Here is a 17,295-nt window from a genome sequence, read left to right on the forward strand (position 1 = left end):
CGTTCCAACTACCACGGCAAATCGAGATAAGAATAAAAATAAAAAATAATCTTTTTCGTTAATATCTACCTATAAAAAAAGGAGCTAAAATTAGCTCCTTTTCTATATCAATCAAAATCTTATTCTGACCATCTATCAGCGGCAGAATTGTCAGTTTCTCGCGCATCTACCCAACGACTTTCTAATGGTGTTTGCTCTTTTTTCCAAAACGGTGCTTTGGTTTTCAAGTAATCCATAATAAATTCGCAAGCTTCAAATGCAGCACCACGGTGAGCGCTTGTTACACCAACAAAGACAATTTGATCACCCAAATCAAGATCACCCACACGGTGAATCACACGTGTTTGTAATAATGGCCAACGGCTACGTGCTTGCACAATAATTTCTTGGAGGGCTTTTTCTGTCATACCAGGATAATGTTCTAAAGATAACCCAGTAACAGCATCGCCTTGGTTAAAGTCACGTACTTTACCAATAAACGTAACAACTGCCCCAGCTTCATTACCTTCAGCTAGTTTGGCGTACTCATCAGCAACAGAAAAATCATCGTGTTGTACTGAAATCATATTAACCCCCAGTAACGGGTGGAAAGAAAGCGACTTCATCACCATCTTTTATCGCAGTATCTAAGTGACAAATTGTTTGATTAACTGCAACCAATAATTTGCCTGATTCTAATGCTAACTGCCATTTGTCACCACGACTTAACAAGGCTTGACGTAAATCATCTGCTGTTGCAAATTCCGCAGCAACTTCAATCTTATCAACACCCACTAACTCTTTAATTTGAGCGAAAAACAATACATTAATCATGCTTCTGCCTTAAAGTGACCAGATTTACCGCCCGTTTTTTCAAGTAATCGTACTTGACTAATAACCATGTCTTTTTGAACCGCTTTACACATATCATAAATGGTTAATGCAGCAACAGATGCTGCCGTTAATGCTTCCATTTCGACACCCGTTTTACCTGCAAGCTTACAGCAAGATTCAATGCGAACTTTATTTTCAGCCGGTATCGCTTGCAACTGGACTTCAACTTTCGTCAGTAATAGCGGGTGACATAATGGAATTAAATCCCAGGTTTTTTTTGCCGCTTGAATACCGGCAATACGTGCTGTCGCAAACACATCACCCTTATGATGTTGGCCTGAAACAATCAATGCTAATGTTGCAGGAGCCATGTGTACAAAGGCTTCTGCACGCGCTTCTCGTACTGTTTCAGCTTTTGCCGAAACATCAACCATGTTAGCTTCACCTGAAGCATTAATATGGGTAAACTGATTCATTCTATATTCCCAATAAAAGCAATAACTTAAATGCAATTAAAATTCTTATTTCGATTGCTTATTTATTATTTATAATCATTCTTCGTACTATCTAGCCACCAATAGACGCCAAATTAGGTGTCATACCCGTCTTACCTTCATCAAGGAAGTGGCTCACCGCTTTTGTGTTTAAACTGGTTTGAATACGCTCAATAAGTTGTGGCTGCTGGCTATCGTCTGCCAACAAATCGCGTAATTCAACACCATCTTCACCAAAGAGACACAGGTGTAATTTACCTTTAGCTGAAATACGAAGACGATTACAGCTTTCACAAAAGTTCTTTTCATACGGCATGATAAGGCCAATTTCACCGATATAATCAGGGTGATAAAAAACTTGTGCAGGGCCATCATTATTATCTTTTACTTTTAGTAACCACCCATTAGCGATGAGATGATTACGAATACTCACACCAGAAACATGATGTTTACTAAAAAGACTGTCCATTTCACCGGTTTGCATTAACTCGATAAAACGTAATTGAATTGGGCGAGTTTTGATCCATTCTAAAAACTTTGGCAGTTCTTGAGAGTTAAGATCTTTTAGTAATACCGTATTGATTTTTACCTGTTCAAAACCAGCATCAAAAGCTGCATCAATGCCTTCCATTACTTGATGAAACATATTTTCACCCGTAATTTGGTAGAACATTTTAGGATCTAAGCTATCAACACTCACATTGATATGAGTTAATCCAGCTTTACGCCATTCATGAACATGTTTTGCCATGCGGTAGCCATTGGTGGTGGTTGCCACCTTTGTGATACCCGGCTGACTCGCGACAGTACGAATAATATCGGTAAAATCACGACGCAAACTCGGTTCACCACCCGTGATACGCACTTTAGTGGTACCACAGTCAGCAAAAGCCGCTGTCACTCGATGAATTTCGTCCAGCGTTAAAAAAGAAGGTTTCTTCTGATCCTTAGGCTGGTAGCCATCTGGCAAGCAATAGGTACATTTGAAGTTACATACATCTGTAACTGAGAGTCGTAAGTAATAAAATTTACGATTAAAACTATCTTCTAATTGTTTAGCCACGGAACACCTTTCCAAATGCGGGAGGCCAGTTCATTTCTAAACCAACCCTGGTGACATTATGTCACTGGCGTTAATCACTTATTGACTATTGATTATTTCCTTTATGGATCAATCAAACAGCACGTAGCAACTTAGTGAAAAAAGCTCGGAGTTATGGCAGTTGTGCCCATCAGTCGTTGATTAACTATTAATGTCACACAACGGCATTTCTTATTTAAAAGTATCAGAGTTTTTCGAAAATTGACAAATAACTGAAAAAAACAGGCTGACATTCTACCTTTCGAGCAGAAACACGACAATACTAGTTAGGTATTTAACGCTAAAATCATGTCAATTGTGGAGGATTTATGTTCAATATAATGGAATCAGCAACACTGGATGATATTGCACTTTATCTGCAACGAGAAGAAAGCCTTGATTCAGATTCTGCTCGTGCAGCAGCCCAGCAAGTATTAGGTAATTTTATTGAAATGCGCAATAAAGGTCTAATAAAAGGATGGTACTTTGATGAATTTGGCCATTTAGAGTTGCTACCGACCGACAGTGTTCAATCATGGATCGATCAAACAAAATAAACCGCCACAGGCACAATGGTTTTTATTTTGCTTACCAATAAAACCCAATATTAATAAGTGGTATTTTAACATAAACACCTGATGGTTATTTTTGCTTAACAATCAATCACTTTAGTTGTCGACGTGTGTTTTTATAACTTCGGCACCAGACTTGCTTGCCTATAAAAAAAGACATCTCATCAATGGTGTAATCATGGCAACGCTACATATACCGCTCTTATTTCAAAAACGTCATATCCTGCCGACAGGACGGATGCAGCTTTATTTATCGACCATTACTGATGCAACAACACTAAAAATTATATTATCATCAAAAACAGGCATTGGTATCTGCATGTTTAGCGATAAAAAAAACCAACAACGCTTATGCCATATAGGCACACGAGTCACGGTTGAAGACTTTAACCATGAACCTAACAAACAACGGATTAAATTAAACATCTATGGCGAAGATCTGTTTAAAATAGCAAAAATAGAGCAAGGTGAAAATAATGTCATATGGGGGAATTGTCAGCAATTACCACTCTGGCCCCAACGTGAACTCACCCTAGAACAACAATTGTTATCGACTCGATTACAGTCAATGTTTAATAAACATCCCGATTTACACAAATTACATCATCAGCAAGAATTCCATAATCTAAGCTGGTTGTGTCAACGTTGGCTTGAAATCCTACCCGTACCGACACAAGAAAAGCAGACCCTACTCAACCGCCCTGATTGTCTTTATGCTTGCGACTACCTCATGAGCATGATCCAAACCCACCATTAATTTTTAAATAATATGATCCATATCGAAATCAGCATTAACCAATAAATGCACGAACGCATATCCTTTGTTAAAATATACTCATAATATAATAATTAGAACGAACATTATGTCTACAGAGAGTACAGCAGTAACACGTATTGTTGCCATTGGCGGCGGTCACGGACTAGGTCGAGTATTATCATCATTATCTGATTATGGCTCACAGGTTACAGGCGTCGTCACTACAACAGATAACGGGGGCTCTACAGGTCGTATCCGTGCCTGCCAAGGTGGTATTGCATGGGGCGATATGCGTAATTGTATTAATCAATTAATTACTGAGCCGTCTATTGGTTCTATGATTTTTGAATACCGCTTCCGTGGTAATGGCGAACTTAATGGGCATAATTTAGGTAACTTAATGCTAACTGCATTAGATAACCTTTGTATTCGTCCTCTTGATGCGATTAATTTAATTCGCGATATGCTCAAAGTTAAGCCTTTCATCATTCCAATGTCTGAACACCCTTCTGATTTAGCAGCTATTACCCATGACGGTCAAATCATTAATGGTGAAACCAGTGTTGATGAATTAGCTGAAATTCCCAAACGCCTCTACTTAGAACCCGCAGTACCTGCAACAAAAGAAGCCGTAAATGCCATTATGGAAGCAGATATTATTCTATTAGGACCCGGCAGCTTTCTAACAAGTATTATGCCCGTATTACTACTGCGGGATATCGAACAGGCTCTAAAAATCAGCACGGCTAAAATTGCTTTTATTACTAATATAGATAAAGAAAAAGGCCCAGCTGGAGAGATGAGCCTTAAAACGATGCTACATTGGTGTGAACGCGCAATGGCAGGAAGAAAGATTGATACCATCATCACAGATGTACATCAACCACTACTCAATCCTAAGTATCAGCAGATGGTACTGGATTTAGCGTCAAATAATCATGAATGGCGTCATGATCGTAACAAATTAAAACATGCGGTTGATAGACTCATTGCTTCCCGCTAGTTGTTTATATTCAATTGCCATTCCTGCGACCATTTGCCTAAATTGAGGTAAATGGTCAATCATCCAATCATCTTGACCTTGCCTAACACGGTATTCACATTCTTGTGCCATTAATGCTAAATCATCAGCACCAAAACTTGCGGCACTGCTTTTAATCGCATGGCTAATATCACCAATTTGATTTATTGAAGGTTGGCTTGACAGCTTTTGACAGTACTGTTCAAGCTCATCACTAAAAACATTAAGCAAGATTGCGACCGTGTCTGCCCCGACTTCATCTGCTAATTTTTTTAATGTTTCTGCATTTATATTAATTGCCATTAATCAATCTCCCGACTACCCGCCGTCTCTTGCCAAGTTTGTAATTTACGATAAATTGTTGATGGACTCACTTCTAATAACCCTGCAGCACGAGGAATATTTCCATCACAAGCATCAATAGCCCATTGAATAGCACGTTTTTCTACTATCCATAGAGGTTCAATTTTATCTTTTTGTATTTCGTCAACAAATGATGTATTTGACGTATTTATCGTTGGTGTCAATGTCGTATTTATCGTTGGTGTCAATGTCGTATTTAGTTGTGGATAGACTGATTCGGGAGATGCAATTTCCGCACCAAAAATAGCATTAATCGGTGGCGGCACCATTTCTTTCGTTACTTCTTCAGCGGTATTTAGCACAACAATATTACGAATAATATTTTGTAGTTCACGCACATTTCCCGGCCAAGAATAAGATTCAAATAACTGCAATACTTCTTTAGAAAAACGGCTAAAATTCTTACCTTCTTCTAATGACATTAATCCTAATAATGCATGAGCAATTTCAATAACATCATCACCACGATCACGTAATGGTGGTAAGGTGATCGGAATCACATGGAGTCGATAATAAAGGTCTTCTCGAAAACGACCTTCTTGCACTTCTTGCCATGGATTTCTATTGGTCGCGCACACAAAACGAACATCAACATGGCATGTTTTAGATGAACCGACTTTTTGATAAGTGCCGGTTTGGATAAAACGCAATAATTTGCTTTGTAAATCCAAATCCATCTCACAAAGCTCATCTAACATTAAGGTGCCATTATGTGCTATCTCAACAGCTCCTTGACGTTCAGTTGATGCCCCCGTAAAAGCACCTTTTACATGACCAAATAATTCACTTTCAATCAGTTCTTTAGGAATTGCGGCACAGTTTAAAGCAATAAACGGTTTATCATGACGTGGGCTTGCTGCATGGATAGCTTCAGCACAGACTTCTTTTCCCGTTCCACTTTCACCGGTTATAAATACTGTTGCTTTACTTGATGCCGCAGATTCAATAACGCGATAAACAGCTTGCATAGGTAAGCTATTACCAATGAAGCCTTGATATTGTGCGCCATCAGATTGTTTTGAGGGGGTATTAGATAATGATTTAGTATTACCTTTAAATACATTATTGACCGTTATTCGTAACCGATCTGCCTCACAAGGCTTAATTAGAAAATCTTGAGCCCCCTGTCGAATCGCATCAACAGCAATATCGATAGAGCCATGAGCTGTCATAATAACAACAGGAATATTACCGTGATCTTGTCGAACTAACTGTAAGACTTCCATGCCAGTCATATCAGGTAAGCGAAGATCTAATAAGATTAAATCTGGAATAACACCTTTGATAAACTGCAATGCTTCTTCACCGGTACCCACAATACTTACATTGAGTCCGAGAGGATTTAAGTAAGATTTATATAAGGCAGCCACTGACGCGGTATCTTCAACCATTAATACTTGGCGTTGTCGTGTAATGCTTTCCATCGCTCCTCCAAAAACGAACTCCTTAATCTAATTGTAATCAATACAATTGAAAGTGGGATCCTAATTTACTTTTTTTATATTATGCCAGATTCAATTGCAGAATGGTTTGCATTTTGCGAATACCATTCGTTTTATGCGCATCAATAATGAAAAATAAAGACACTCAATCACTAGAAACAGACAAAAAAAGCCGATAGATGCTATAAAAAAAAGTTGGCATGGGGTATGCAACTATAACAATGACTCTTATCTTAGGGGTCAACCTAGCCAACTGACGTTGTTGTGGATTCTTTCACTTAACAATGAAGCCAACCGAACCTTTTTCTCGGCTGGCTTTTTTTTTATCTGCATATTTCAATAAATATACACTATTAGCTACAAGCAATTAACTGTTAGCAATAAATTGCTGCCTTAATTGATGAATTTTATCCCGCGTTTCAGCAGCTTGCTCAAACTCTAAGTTTTGTGCAAAATCATACATTTGTTTTTCTAAACGCTGAATTTCAAGCTCTAATTGTTGCGGTGTTAATACCGAATAAGTCCCTTTTGATTCCGCCACTTTATGTAGCTCAGCGGCTTTATTTCGAGATTTAGTTCTTCCACTCGGCGCACCCAGTTCTAATAAATCACCAATTTTCTTATTCAATTTTTGAGGAACAATATTGTGCTCAAGGTTATATATAATCTGTTTTTCACGGCGACGTTGGGTTTCATTAATAGCCCGTTCCATAGAACCAGTAATACGATCACCATATAAAATAGCCTTACCTTCAATATTACGTGCAGCTCGTCCCATGGTTTGAATCAAGGATCGTTCTGAACGTAAAAAACCCTCTTTATCCGCATCTAAAATAGCCACCAATGAGACTTCAGGAATATCGAGTCCTTCTCGAAGTAAGTTAATCCCAACTAACACATCAAATTTACCTAACCGTAAATCACGAATAATTTCAACCCGTTCAACCGTATCGATATCAGAGTGAAGATAACGTACTTTAACACCATGTTCAGTTAGATATTCAGTAAGATCTTCTGACATCCGCTTAGTTAACGTCGTCACTAACACTCGCTCTTGTTTAGCAGATCTTATGTGGATTTCAGAAAGTAAATCATCAACTTGTGTTGCTACAGGTCGAACTTCTATTTCAGGATCAAGCAAACCTGTCGGACGTACCACTTGCTCAGCAATATCACCTGCTGATTTTTCAATTTCATAAGTACCTGGTGTCGCTGAAACGTAAATTGTCTGAGGTGCTAGAGATTCAAACTCTTCAAACTTCATTGGACGATTGTCTAGCGCTGACGGTAATCGAAAACCATATTCCACCAGATTTTCTTTACGAGAGCGATCGCCACGGAACATAGCCCCTATTTGAGACACAGTAACGTGTGATTCATCAATAATTAATAAACCATCGGCAGGAAGATAATCAAATAATGTTGGTGGCGGCTCACCCTCAGCACGACCACTGAGATAACGTGAATAGTTTTCGATACCAGAACAAAAACCAAGCTCGTTCATCATTTCGATATCAAATTGCGTTCGCTGTGAAATACGCTGTTCTTCAACCAATTTATTATTATCTAACAATTGTTGCTTACGCTGGGTTAACTCTAATTTAATCCCTTCGATGGCTTCAAGAATTTTCTCTCTGGGTGTCACGTAGTGTGTTTTAGGATAAATCGTCGTACGGGCTAAATTACGTTGAATAATGGCGCCAGTTAAGGGATCAAATGATGAAATAACTTCAACTTCATCATCAAATAATTCTAATCGAATCGCTTCTTTTTCTGATTCGGCTGGAAAAATATCAATCACTTCCCCTCGAACTCGAAACGTACCTCGCTCAAAGACAGCATCATTACGTTTATATTGCAGTTCAGCTAAGCGACGAAGAATGTCACGTTGATTGAGTACATCACCACGACGTACATGTAACATCATTTTTAAATAAGATTCCGGATCACCCAAACCATAAATAGCCGATACTGATGCGATAATAATAACGTCGCGCCGTTCCATTAATGCTTTGGTTGCTGACAACCGCATTTGTTCAATATGGGCATTAACGGAGGCGTCTTTTTCAATAAATGTATCCGTGGTAGGTACATAAGCCTCAGGCTGGTAATAATCGTAGTAAGAAACAAAATACTCTACGGCATTATCAGGAAAAAAATCTCTCATCTCACCATATAACTGAGCTGCTAAGGTTTTATTGGGGGCCATAATAAGCGTGGGACGATTAGCTTGAGCAATCACATTAGCTATCGTAAAAGTTTTACCCGAGCCTGTAACCCCAAGTAGCGTTTGCTGTGCAAGACCAGAATCAAGCCCATCCATCAATTGTGCAATGGCCGTGGGTTGATCGCCCGCTGGTGAATAATCAGATACAAGACTGAACAGCTTACTCATTACATCTACCCGTAATAACAATACTGAGTATCATTGTGAGCACCTACCCAATAATGTCAATACTGGTGTAGTGAAGTTCAATAATTGTGGTGGTAGCAGGAAAAGGATAAAAATAGCTTCAGTAATAAAACATTACTTATTAAAATTTGAACACCAAACCCAATTTTAACAGCAAAAGCCGCAACCTAGTTATTAACATGGTTGTTAACGCTAGGCCCCCTTTGGACTTTACGTTTTATTACTGAAGCAAATCAACGAATGTTGAATTAAAAATAAAACAGATATTTACACATATAATCATTTTTGGATTAAGTATCTCACCTCTTTCTAGTTTTTACGTAGAAAGATAGAAAACAATAATGAATATGGAAATACTTAATACCTCAAAATAATAAGTAAAAAAACAAGAACAATAAATACCTACTAATGAATATATCGCCTCATATAAATAACCACAATTAATGAATGGTGATGTAATTTATCAAGCGAGCATATGCACAATGTTAATAAACAATAAAAAACGTTAAATATCAATAAAGTAAATAAATATCAGCTAAATTATAATTATAATTAAAATCAGCAATTATAATATATGAAAAAATTATTCATCAAATTTTATGTCTTTTTACTCTAGACGACTCTTTAATTATATTATCTTATTTATACCCTATGGCTATCATTGAAATTACCGTTAATAAACGCTTTATTTTCCATCAATTCTATAACCATACTATAAACGGAGTGATCACTAACCATTCAAACTTAAATACTCTCCACCGCTTTTCCAAACATGCTTGCTTTCAATATCATCACACTATTTTTTATATTTCTTCATTATTTATAATATTTACATCTCTATTTCTTTCTCGTTATTCCTTATCATCATTATTATGACAATAGAGCCCCTCATTACATTTCTTATCAACATCAATCAAAATAACCCCCTAACATCAACATAGTTATCCACAGAAATTGTGGACAACCACCAAAAAGCCAAGTGGTTAGGCACTTCTTAAAAATCAAGTCTTTTTTTTATCCCATAAAAAAAGCTAACCTAAATGGCTAGCTCCTTATTAATGTATTAACTATAACAACAATAATATTAGTAATTAAGATCCATCAAAAACTGTACGTCATCACCGGGTTGATAATAAACAGGCTCATTACCGTAGCTAAAGAATTTTAGCGGCTTCCCGTTAGCTGCATGATAACTAATCTTATTATCTGTAACTGCTAACCAGGTACCTTCAGGAATACCAATAACAGGTTCATGTTTATTGATTTCAAGGAACTCTTGAATACGCTCATCACGCGTCTCACCCATATGACCTTCAACAGAGGCTTCTAAGTAATGCGGATTAATTTGGAAAGGCACGAAATTTAATGAAGATAGAATTGCACCAGTTACTATCGGCATATCGTTAGTTGTACGAATAGTTGGGCAACCGATGTTAGTCCCAGCACTCCAACCAATATAAGCCGTTCCTTTTTTTAGTACTGCTTTACGAATTGGACCAACTAAACCTAAATCATGTAAGGTTTTATTAAGTACCCAAGTATTACCACCACTAACAATAATACCATCAGCTTGTTCGATAGCCGTAACAGGATCTTCAGCACGGTGTAAGCCTGTTGCAACACAATCCAAACCCAGTTTATCAAATGTCGCTTGAACTAATGCTACACGATCATCATGACTTGAACGAATAACAGCGTATGGGATCACGACAAAATGCTTCGCTCCAGTACGCTTTACCTGCTCAACAATTGCATCAGCAGCAAATTCCATTACATGCGTGTTACCAGCAATTTTACCATTACTGAGTAATAAAATATCCATTGTTCCATCCTATCGCTTATGTTTATTCGTTATACGTGTAATCACGAACATTATTTATATTAAACTCAGTTATATCAAACGCAGAATTCGCTAATTTTACAACCGCTACAATCACAATTTACAAAAACACTCAGAAAAAACAGCTAAATTTTCATAACAGTTAGCAACATGTTCACTATTTAAAAACACCACCAGCACAATTAAAATTCAAAAACAACGTATTTTATTAACAACCAAACACAAGCTATTCGCTTAAAAGAAGAAATTTATTGCACTAAAAACTTATATTTCAAACAACTACTCAAATTTAAGGCCATTAATAGATAAAACCCTACCCTTGAGGAGTTGTTATAGCGCTCACAAAATCAGATAATGTTGAGATCTCTTGCAATGATAATGAACTCGGTATGACTGAATACCTTTTACTCCTGATCGGAACAGTGTTGGTAAACAACTTTGTTCTCGTTAAATTCTTAGGTTTATGTCCTTTTATGGGTGTATCTAAGAAACTAGAAACCGCTATCGGTATGGGCTTAGCAACTACATTTGTGCTAACGCTTGCTTCTGTGTGCGCATATCTTGTTGAAACCTACATCTTGGAACCATTAGGTATCCAATACTTACGCACGCTTAGTTTTATACTCGTGATTGCCGTTGTGGTGCAATTTACGGAAATGGTCGTGCATAAAACTAGCCCAACGTTGTATCGATTATTAGGTATTTTCCTACCGTTAATCACAACCAACTGTGCGGTATTAGGTGTCGCTTTACTCAATACCAATGAGCACCATAACTTCATTCAATCTGTTATTTATGGCTTTGGTGCGGCAGTGGGTTTCTCATTGGTATTAGTATTGTTTGCTTCTATGCGTGAACGAATTGCAGCGGCCGATGTACCTGCTCCTTTTAAAGGCGCTTCGATTGCAATGATCACCGCAGGCCTTATGTCTCTTGCCTTTATGGGCTTTACTGGATTGGTGAAATTGTAATGAGCGGGATCTTAATTGCTGCCATTGTAATTGCTGTTTTAGCTGCAATATTTGGCCTTATTTTAGGTTTTGCTTCAGTGCGTTTTAAAGTTGAAGCAGATCCTATTGTTGAACAAATTGATGCTATTTTGCCGCAAACTCAATGTGGTCAATGTGGTTTTCCCGGTTGTCGTCCCTATGCTGAAGCAATAGCAAATGGCGAAGTCATTAATAAATGCCCACCCGGTGGTCAAGCTACCATTGAAAAACTTGCCGATTTAATGGGTGTCGAAGTGCCTCAGGCTTCGAATGAAGTAACTAATAGTATTAAGAAAGTCGCTTTTATTCATGAAGATATGTGTATTGGTTGTACCAAATGTATTCAAGCGTGCCCTGTAGACGCCATTGTTGGCGGCACTAAATCAATGCACACCGTAATAAAAGACGAATGTACAGGCTGTGACCTTTGTGTTTCTCCTTGTCCTACAGACTGTATTGAAATGATCCCAGTTAAAGAAACACCAGATAACTGGAAATGGCAACTCAACCAAATACCGGTTGTTAATATTGCTGCGACAGCGAATGCAGAAAAGGTTAAGCCATAGTCATGCTATCGATTATTGAACAAATTAAACAAGGTAAATTGTGGGATTTCCACGGTGGTATTCACCCTGCGGAAAATAAAACATTATCAAATACGCAGCCAATTAAAACTGCGGGCATTCCTAACGAATTAGTGTTGCCACTAAAACAACACATTGGTTCTCGCGGTGATATTATCGTCAATATTGGCGATCACGTTCTCAAAGGCCAACCACTCACGCAAGGTGATATTGCGATGTGTGTGCCTATTCATGCTCCAAGCTCTGGCACTATCACGGCGATTGAGCAACGAACAACCGCCCATCCTTCTGGCTTAACCGATTTATGTATCGTAATTGCAACCGATAACCAAGATACTTGGTGTCATGCAACGCAATACCCTGATTATCAAGATCGCGATCCAGCTGAACTGATTGAAGCTATTCGTCTTGCGGGTATAGCAGGCCTTGGCGGTGCCGGTTTTCCAACCGCACGTAAACTTCAAGGTGGTTTAGGTAACGTTGATATACTGATCATCAATGCTGCTGAATGTGAACCCTATATCACTGCCGATGACCGTCTCATGCAAGATTATGCGGATGAAGTTATCGAGGGCGTGCGTATTTTACGTCATATTATTGCGCCAAAATTAACTTTAATTGGTATCGAAGACAACAAACCTGAAGCAATCAAAGCATTAGAAGCCTGTATTAGTGAAGACGATAATATTATTATTCGTGTTATTCCAACCAAATACCCTTCAGGCAGCTCTAAACAACTGGTTAAGCTATTAACAGGCCGAGAAGTACCTAGCCAAGCACGCTCAACCTCAATCGGGGTTATTATGCAGAACGTAGGTACCGCTTTTGCAATTAAGCGCGCTATTGTTAACGGTGAGCCATTAATTGAACGCGTAGTGACCTTAACAGGTGAAGCCTTTAAACAACGCGGTAATGTGTTTGCCTTATTAGGAACACCAATCGCTTATCTACTTGAAAAATTTGGTTATCAAGCCGATAAAAAACACCCTCGCGTCATTATTGGTGGCTCGCTGATGGGCTTTACATTGCCACATGCCAATGTACCAATTACCAAAATTACCAACTGTATTTTAACGCCTAAGCGTAAAGAGTTACCGCTGCATACTTACGAAATGGCCTGTATTCGTTGTTCTGCTTGTGCTGATGTTTGCCCATCGTCATTATTACCACAACAGTTACAATGGTATGCAAAAGACAAAAACTACGACAAATGTGAAGAATATAATTTAAGCGACTGTATTGAATGCGGTGCTTGTGCTTATGTTTGTCCAAGTGAAATTCCATTGGTACAGTATTATCGCCAAGCCAAAGCTGAAATTTGGGAACGCCAACAAGATGAAATGAGTGCCGAACGTGCACGTCAACGTTTTGAAGCCAAACAGCAGCGCATGGAACGCGATAAAGCTGAACGTGAAAACCGCTTTGCTAAAGCAGCAACGGATCGTCGTCAAAATATGGCAGCATCTGGTGGCGATGATGCTGTTGCAGCAGCTATTGCGCGAGTGAAAGCGAAACAAGCAGCTGCGGCAACAGAAACAACAGCACCAACCATTAAACCTGCAGTTGCTGCCGCTATTGCTAAAGCAAAAGCCAGACAAGCCGCTTCAGTATCAGAAACGCATGCTGAGCCTGATAACAGTGAAATGGCAGCCTTACGTAAGCAGCGTAAACTTCAAGCTCGCGAGCAAAAAGCAGCCAAACATGCTGAATTAATACAACAACAGCAAGCCGACTCAGATCAATCACCAGCACAAAATACAGATAAGAAAGATGCAGTTGCTGCCGCTGTTGCGCGTGCAAAAGCCCGTAAAGCGGCGCAACAAGCACCTGTTAACGATACAACAACAGATACGGCGCCTGTTGCCGAAACAAACACCGACGCTGCAGTCGATCCTAAAAAAGCAGCGGTTGCAGCTGCCGTTGCACGAGCGAAAGCCCGTAAAGCAGCACAACAAGCACCTGTTAACGACGTAACAACAGATACGGCGCCTGTTGCCGAAACCAACACTGACGTTGCAGTCGATCCTAAAAAAGCGGCAGTTGCTGCTGCCGTTGCACGAGCGAAAGCCCGTAAAGCAGCACAACAAGCACCTGTTAACGACGTAACAACAGACACGACGCCTGTTGCCGAAACAAACACTGACGTTGCAGTCGATCCTAAAAAAGCTGCAGTTGCTGCTGCCGTTGCACGTGCAAAAGCCCGTAAAGCGGCGCAACAAGCACCTGTTAACGATACAACAACAGATACGGCGCCTGTTGCCGAAACAAACACTGACGTTGCAGTCGATCCTAAAAAAGCGGCGGTTGCTGCTGCCGTTGCACGTGCAAAAGCCCGTAAAGCAGCACAACAAGCACCTGTTAACGACGTAACAACAGACACGGCGCCTGTTGCCGAAACAAACACTGACGTTGCAGTCGATCCTAAAAAAGCGGCAGTTGCTGCTGCCGTTGCACGAGCGAAAGCCCGTAAAGCAGCACAACAAGCAAATAAAGTACAACCCAACATTGAGGAAGAATAATCGTGGCTTTTAATATTGCCAGCTCACCCCATGCACATAACCGTCGCAGCACAAGTACCATTATGCGAACGGTTATTTTATGTGCGATTTTTGGTGTTATTGCTCAATGCTATTTTTTTGGTTTGGGAACACTTATCCAAATTGTTTTTGCATCTCTGTGTGCTCTTGCATTTGAAGCCATTGTACTTAAATTACGCCAACGTCCATTAGCACCTTATTTACGTGATAATACTGCACTATTAACCGGGGTATTAATTGGTATTTCTATTCCACCACTGGCACCGTGGTGGATCACCGTCATTGGTGTATTCTTTGCGATTGTTGTCGCAAAACATCTCTATGGCGGTATGGGACAAAACCTATTTAACCCAGCAATGGTTGCTTATGTAGTGCTATTGATTTCATTCCCTGTTCAAATGACAACATGGTTACCACCAGCATCTTTAAGTGCTAACCCTGTGACATTTATGGATAGCCTGTCTGCAATCTTTACTGGTTACACCCCTGATGGCTTTAGTATTCAACAACTCAAAATGTCAGTTGATGGCTACACAATGGCAACGCCATTAGACACCCTAAAGACATCATTAAAAACCGGAATGACGATTGCAGAAGCAATGAAAAAACCAGTTTACGGCACACTAGCAGGTATTGGTTGGGAGTGGGTTAACATTGGTTTCTTATTAGGTGGTTTGCTACTGCTTAAATTACGTATTATTCAATGGCATATTCCGGTTGCAATGCTAACGTCATTACTGGTTATTAGTAGCATTATGCATGTGCTTGATCCAAGTGTCGCAGCTTCGCCGCTATTACATATGTTCTCTGGCGCAACAATGCTTGGCGCATTCTTCATCGCCACCGATCCAGTAACGGCCTCAACAACGGTAAAAGGTCGACTGATCTTTGGTGCTTTTATTGGCATAATGATCTATCTCATTCGTACTTGGGGTGGTTTCCCTGATGGGGTCGCCTTTGCAGTGCTACTCGCCAATTTATGTGTGCCAATCATCGATTACTACACTCGTCCACGCACTTATGGACACTAATAATGAGTATGCCCATGTTTAAATCCATGAAAAAAAATGGTCTAATTCTGGCTATTTTTGCCTTATTGTCGACAGCATTAGTCTCTCTAACTCACTATTTAACGGCTGATCGTATTTTTGAACAGCAGCAACAGCAATTACTGAATACACTTAACCAAGTTATTCCTGTCGCAAGCCATGACAACTTACTTTATAAGAGTTGTACGCTAGTTAAAGATCTACGCTATATCGGCACCAAAACACCGATGCCAGCTTATATTGCGACTCAAGCAGGTAAACCAACAGGGATTGCGATTGAAGGAATTGCACCGGATGGATACAGTGGCGCAATCAAATTAATTGTAGGCCTTGATACCAAAGGGGTTATCACTGGCGTTCGTATTTTAGAACAGCATGAAACGCCAGGACTGGGTGATAAAATTGAAACCACTGTCAGTGATTGGATCTATAGTTTCACAGGTAAGCGAGTCAATGGCGCTAACGATCCTAAATTCCATGTCCGTAAAGATGGCGGTGAATTTGATCAGTTTACTGGCGCAACCATTACTCCACGCGCAGTGGTTAAAGCGGTAAAAAATATCTCGTTGTACTGGCAAAATAATCAACAGCAGATTCTGAACCAGCCACTAGACTGTCCGAGTGAATAATTATGACAACATCTTATAAAGAGTTGATGAAAAATGGCTTATGGTACAACAACCCAACTGTCGTGCAGCTGTTAGGTTTATGTCCATTATTAGCGGTATCATCAACAGCAACCAATGCGCTCGGATTAGGTCTTGCAACGACCATGGTTTTGGTAATGTCTAACTTTACTATTTCCATCATTCGAAAATGGGTACCATCAGAAATTCGAATTCCTGTGTTTGTGATGATCATTGCATCATTGGTAACCTGTGTTCAGTTATTAATGAATGCCTATGTCTATGGCTTATATAAGTCATTAGGTATCTTTATTCCATTGATTGTAACTAACTGTATTATTATCGGTCGAGCAGAAGCCTTTGCCTCAAAAAATAAGCCATTACCTGCGGTATTAGATGGTTTATGGATGGGTCTAGGTATGACATCAGCGCTATTTTTACTGGGTGCTATGCGTGAAATTTTAAGTAAAGGCTCATTATTTGATGGTGCCAACCGCTTATTAGGTGATTGGGCGTCGGTGCTGCATGTTCAAATATTTCATTTTGACAGTAGCTTTTTACTCGCGATGCTACCACCAGGCGCATTTATTGGCGTGGGTTTCATGATCGCTCTAAAAAATATCATTGATAAATATAAAGAAAATAAACAATCAACCCAAGAACAACAACAACCGAAAGTGGAACGTGCACGTATTACTGATGTTAAGTAATACC

17 protein-coding genes and 1 riboswitch are annotated in these 17,295 nt (G+C 39.4%); of the genes, 9 read left to right on the plus strand and 8 right to left on the minus strand.

Translation table 11 applies throughout. The features are described from left to right. Nucleotides 1-119: 119 nt before the first annotated feature. From moaE to moaA, 4 genes are all read right to left on the minus strand, one after another. Nucleotides 120-566 (minus strand): molybdopterin synthase catalytic subunit MoaE, encoded by a 447-nt coding sequence (gene moaE, locus CZ809_RS12220; protein WP_080157913.1) that lies wholly within the window; start codon nt 564-566, stop codon nt 120-122. 1 nt (nt 567) lies between these two features. After that, nucleotides 568-813 (minus strand): molybdopterin synthase sulfur carrier subunit, encoded by a 246-nt coding sequence (moaD, locus tag CZ809_RS12225; protein ID WP_080157914.1) that lies wholly within the window; start codon nt 811-813, stop codon nt 568-570. Then, complete coding sequence (gene moaC / locus CZ809_RS12230; RefSeq protein WP_045027816.1) at nt 810-1,289, minus strand: cyclic pyranopterin monophosphate synthase MoaC; 480 nt, start codon at nt 1,287-1,289, stop codon at nt 810-812. The genes moaD and moaC overlap by 4 nt, the downstream gene beginning before the upstream one ends. Before the next feature lie 91 nt (nt 1,290-1,380). Then, complete coding sequence (gene moaA / locus CZ809_RS12235; protein ID WP_080157915.1) at nt 1,381-2,370, minus strand: GTP 3',8-cyclase MoaA; 990 nt, start codon at nt 2,368-2,370, stop codon at nt 1,381-1,383. Continuing rightward, nucleotides 2,359-2,533: riboswitch (molybdenum cofactor riboswitch) on the minus strand. Its footprint overlaps the gene before it by 12 nt. A 184-nt stretch (nt 2,534-2,717) precedes the next feature. On the opposite strand from moaA, the gene CZ809_RS12240 reads away from it, so the two are divergent. The 3 genes from CZ809_RS12240 (at nt 2,718) to yvcK (ending at nt 4,720) form a co-directional block, all read left to right on the plus strand. Continuing rightward, nucleotides 2,718-2,945, plus strand: coding sequence for a hypothetical protein (locus CZ809_RS12240; RefSeq protein ID WP_080157916.1), 228 nt, complete (start codon nt 2,718-2,720; stop codon nt 2,943-2,945). Between the two features lie 193 nt (nt 2,946-3,138). After that, the gene (locus CZ809_RS12245) at nt 3,139-3,717 is read left to right on the plus strand and encodes an LON peptidase substrate-binding domain-containing protein (protein ID WP_080157917.1); all 579 of its coding nucleotides are present in this window, start codon (nt 3,139-3,141) and stop codon (nt 3,715-3,717) included. Nucleotides 3,718-3,823: 106 nt separating this feature from the next. Then, nucleotides 3,824-4,720, plus strand: a complete 897-nt coding sequence (gene yvcK / locus CZ809_RS12250) for a uridine diphosphate-N-acetylglucosamine-binding protein YvcK (RefSeq protein ID WP_080157918.1) — start codon at nt 3,824-3,826, stop codon at nt 4,718-4,720. On the opposite strand, the gene CZ809_RS12255 is transcribed toward yvcK, so the two are convergent. From CZ809_RS12255 to pepE, 4 genes are all read right to left on the minus strand, one after another. Next, nucleotides 4,682-5,041 carry an Hpt domain-containing protein gene (locus CZ809_RS12255; RefSeq protein ID WP_080157919.1) on the minus strand — a complete coding sequence of 120 codons (360 nt, stop codon included), beginning with the start codon at nt 5,039-5,041 and terminating at the stop codon, nt 4,682-4,684. The genes yvcK and CZ809_RS12255 overlap by 39 nt on opposite strands. Continuing rightward, entirely contained in the window at nt 5,041-6,525 is a 1,485-nt protein-coding gene (luxO, locus tag CZ809_RS12260) for a quorum-sensing sigma-54 dependent transcriptional regulator LuxO (RefSeq protein ID WP_080157920.1), read from the minus strand. The genes CZ809_RS12255 and luxO overlap by 1 nt, the downstream gene beginning before the upstream one ends. Nucleotides 6,526-6,910: 385 nt before the next feature. After that, the gene (uvrB, locus tag CZ809_RS12265) at nt 6,911-8,938 is read right to left on the minus strand and encodes an excinuclease ABC subunit UvrB (protein WP_080157921.1); all 2,028 of its coding nucleotides are present in this window, start codon (nt 8,936-8,938) and stop codon (nt 6,911-6,913) included. A 1,102-nt stretch (nt 8,939-10,040) separates the two neighbouring features. Next, nucleotides 10,041-10,778, minus strand: a complete 738-nt coding sequence (gene pepE / locus CZ809_RS12270) for a dipeptidase PepE (protein ID WP_080157922.1) — start codon at nt 10,776-10,778, stop codon at nt 10,041-10,043. Between the two features lie 407 nt (nt 10,779-11,185). Here pepE and rsxA point away from each other — a divergent pair, with 407 nt between their 5' ends. The 6 genes from rsxA to CZ809_RS12300 are packed head-to-tail and all read left to right on the plus strand — an operon-like array spanning nt 11,186 to nt 17,291. Beyond that, nucleotides 11,186-11,767, plus strand: coding sequence for an electron transport complex subunit RsxA (gene rsxA, locus CZ809_RS12275; RefSeq protein WP_080157923.1), 582 nt, complete (start codon nt 11,186-11,188; stop codon nt 11,765-11,767). Continuing rightward, nucleotides 11,767-12,351 carry an electron transport complex subunit RsxB gene (gene rsxB / locus CZ809_RS12280; RefSeq protein ID WP_080157924.1) on the plus strand — a complete coding sequence of 195 codons (585 nt, stop codon included), beginning with the start codon at nt 11,767-11,769 and terminating at the stop codon, nt 12,349-12,351. Before rsxA ends, rsxB begins: the two co-directional genes overlap by 1 nt. A 2-nt stretch (nt 12,352-12,353) precedes the next feature. Next, a complete protein-coding gene (gene rsxC, locus CZ809_RS12285; protein ID WP_080157925.1) occupies nt 12,354-14,888 on the plus strand; it encodes an electron transport complex subunit RsxC in 2,535 nt (844 codons plus the stop codon). Between the two features lie 2 nt (nt 14,889-14,890). Beyond that, nucleotides 14,891-15,937, plus strand: a complete 1,047-nt coding sequence (gene rsxD / locus CZ809_RS12290) for an electron transport complex subunit RsxD (protein WP_080157926.1) — start codon at nt 14,891-14,893, stop codon at nt 15,935-15,937. A gap of 14 nt (nt 15,938-15,951) precedes the next feature. Continuing rightward, nucleotides 15,952-16,584 (plus strand): electron transport complex subunit RsxG, encoded by a 633-nt coding sequence (rsxG, locus tag CZ809_RS12295; RefSeq protein WP_080158161.1) that lies wholly within the window; start codon nt 15,952-15,954, stop codon nt 16,582-16,584. Between the two features lie 2 nt (nt 16,585-16,586). Further along, on the plus strand, nt 16,587-17,291 hold the full coding sequence (locus CZ809_RS12300) for an electron transport complex subunit E (protein ID WP_080157927.1): 705 nt from the start codon (nt 16,587-16,589) through the stop codon (nt 17,289-17,291). The last annotated feature ends 4 nt before the right edge of the window (nt 17,292-17,295 follow it).

The sequence above is a fragment of the Photobacterium piscicola genome (genome assembly GCF_900166965.1).
Taxonomy (GTDB): Bacteria; Pseudomonadota; Gammaproteobacteria; order Enterobacterales; family Vibrionaceae; genus Photobacterium; species Photobacterium piscicola.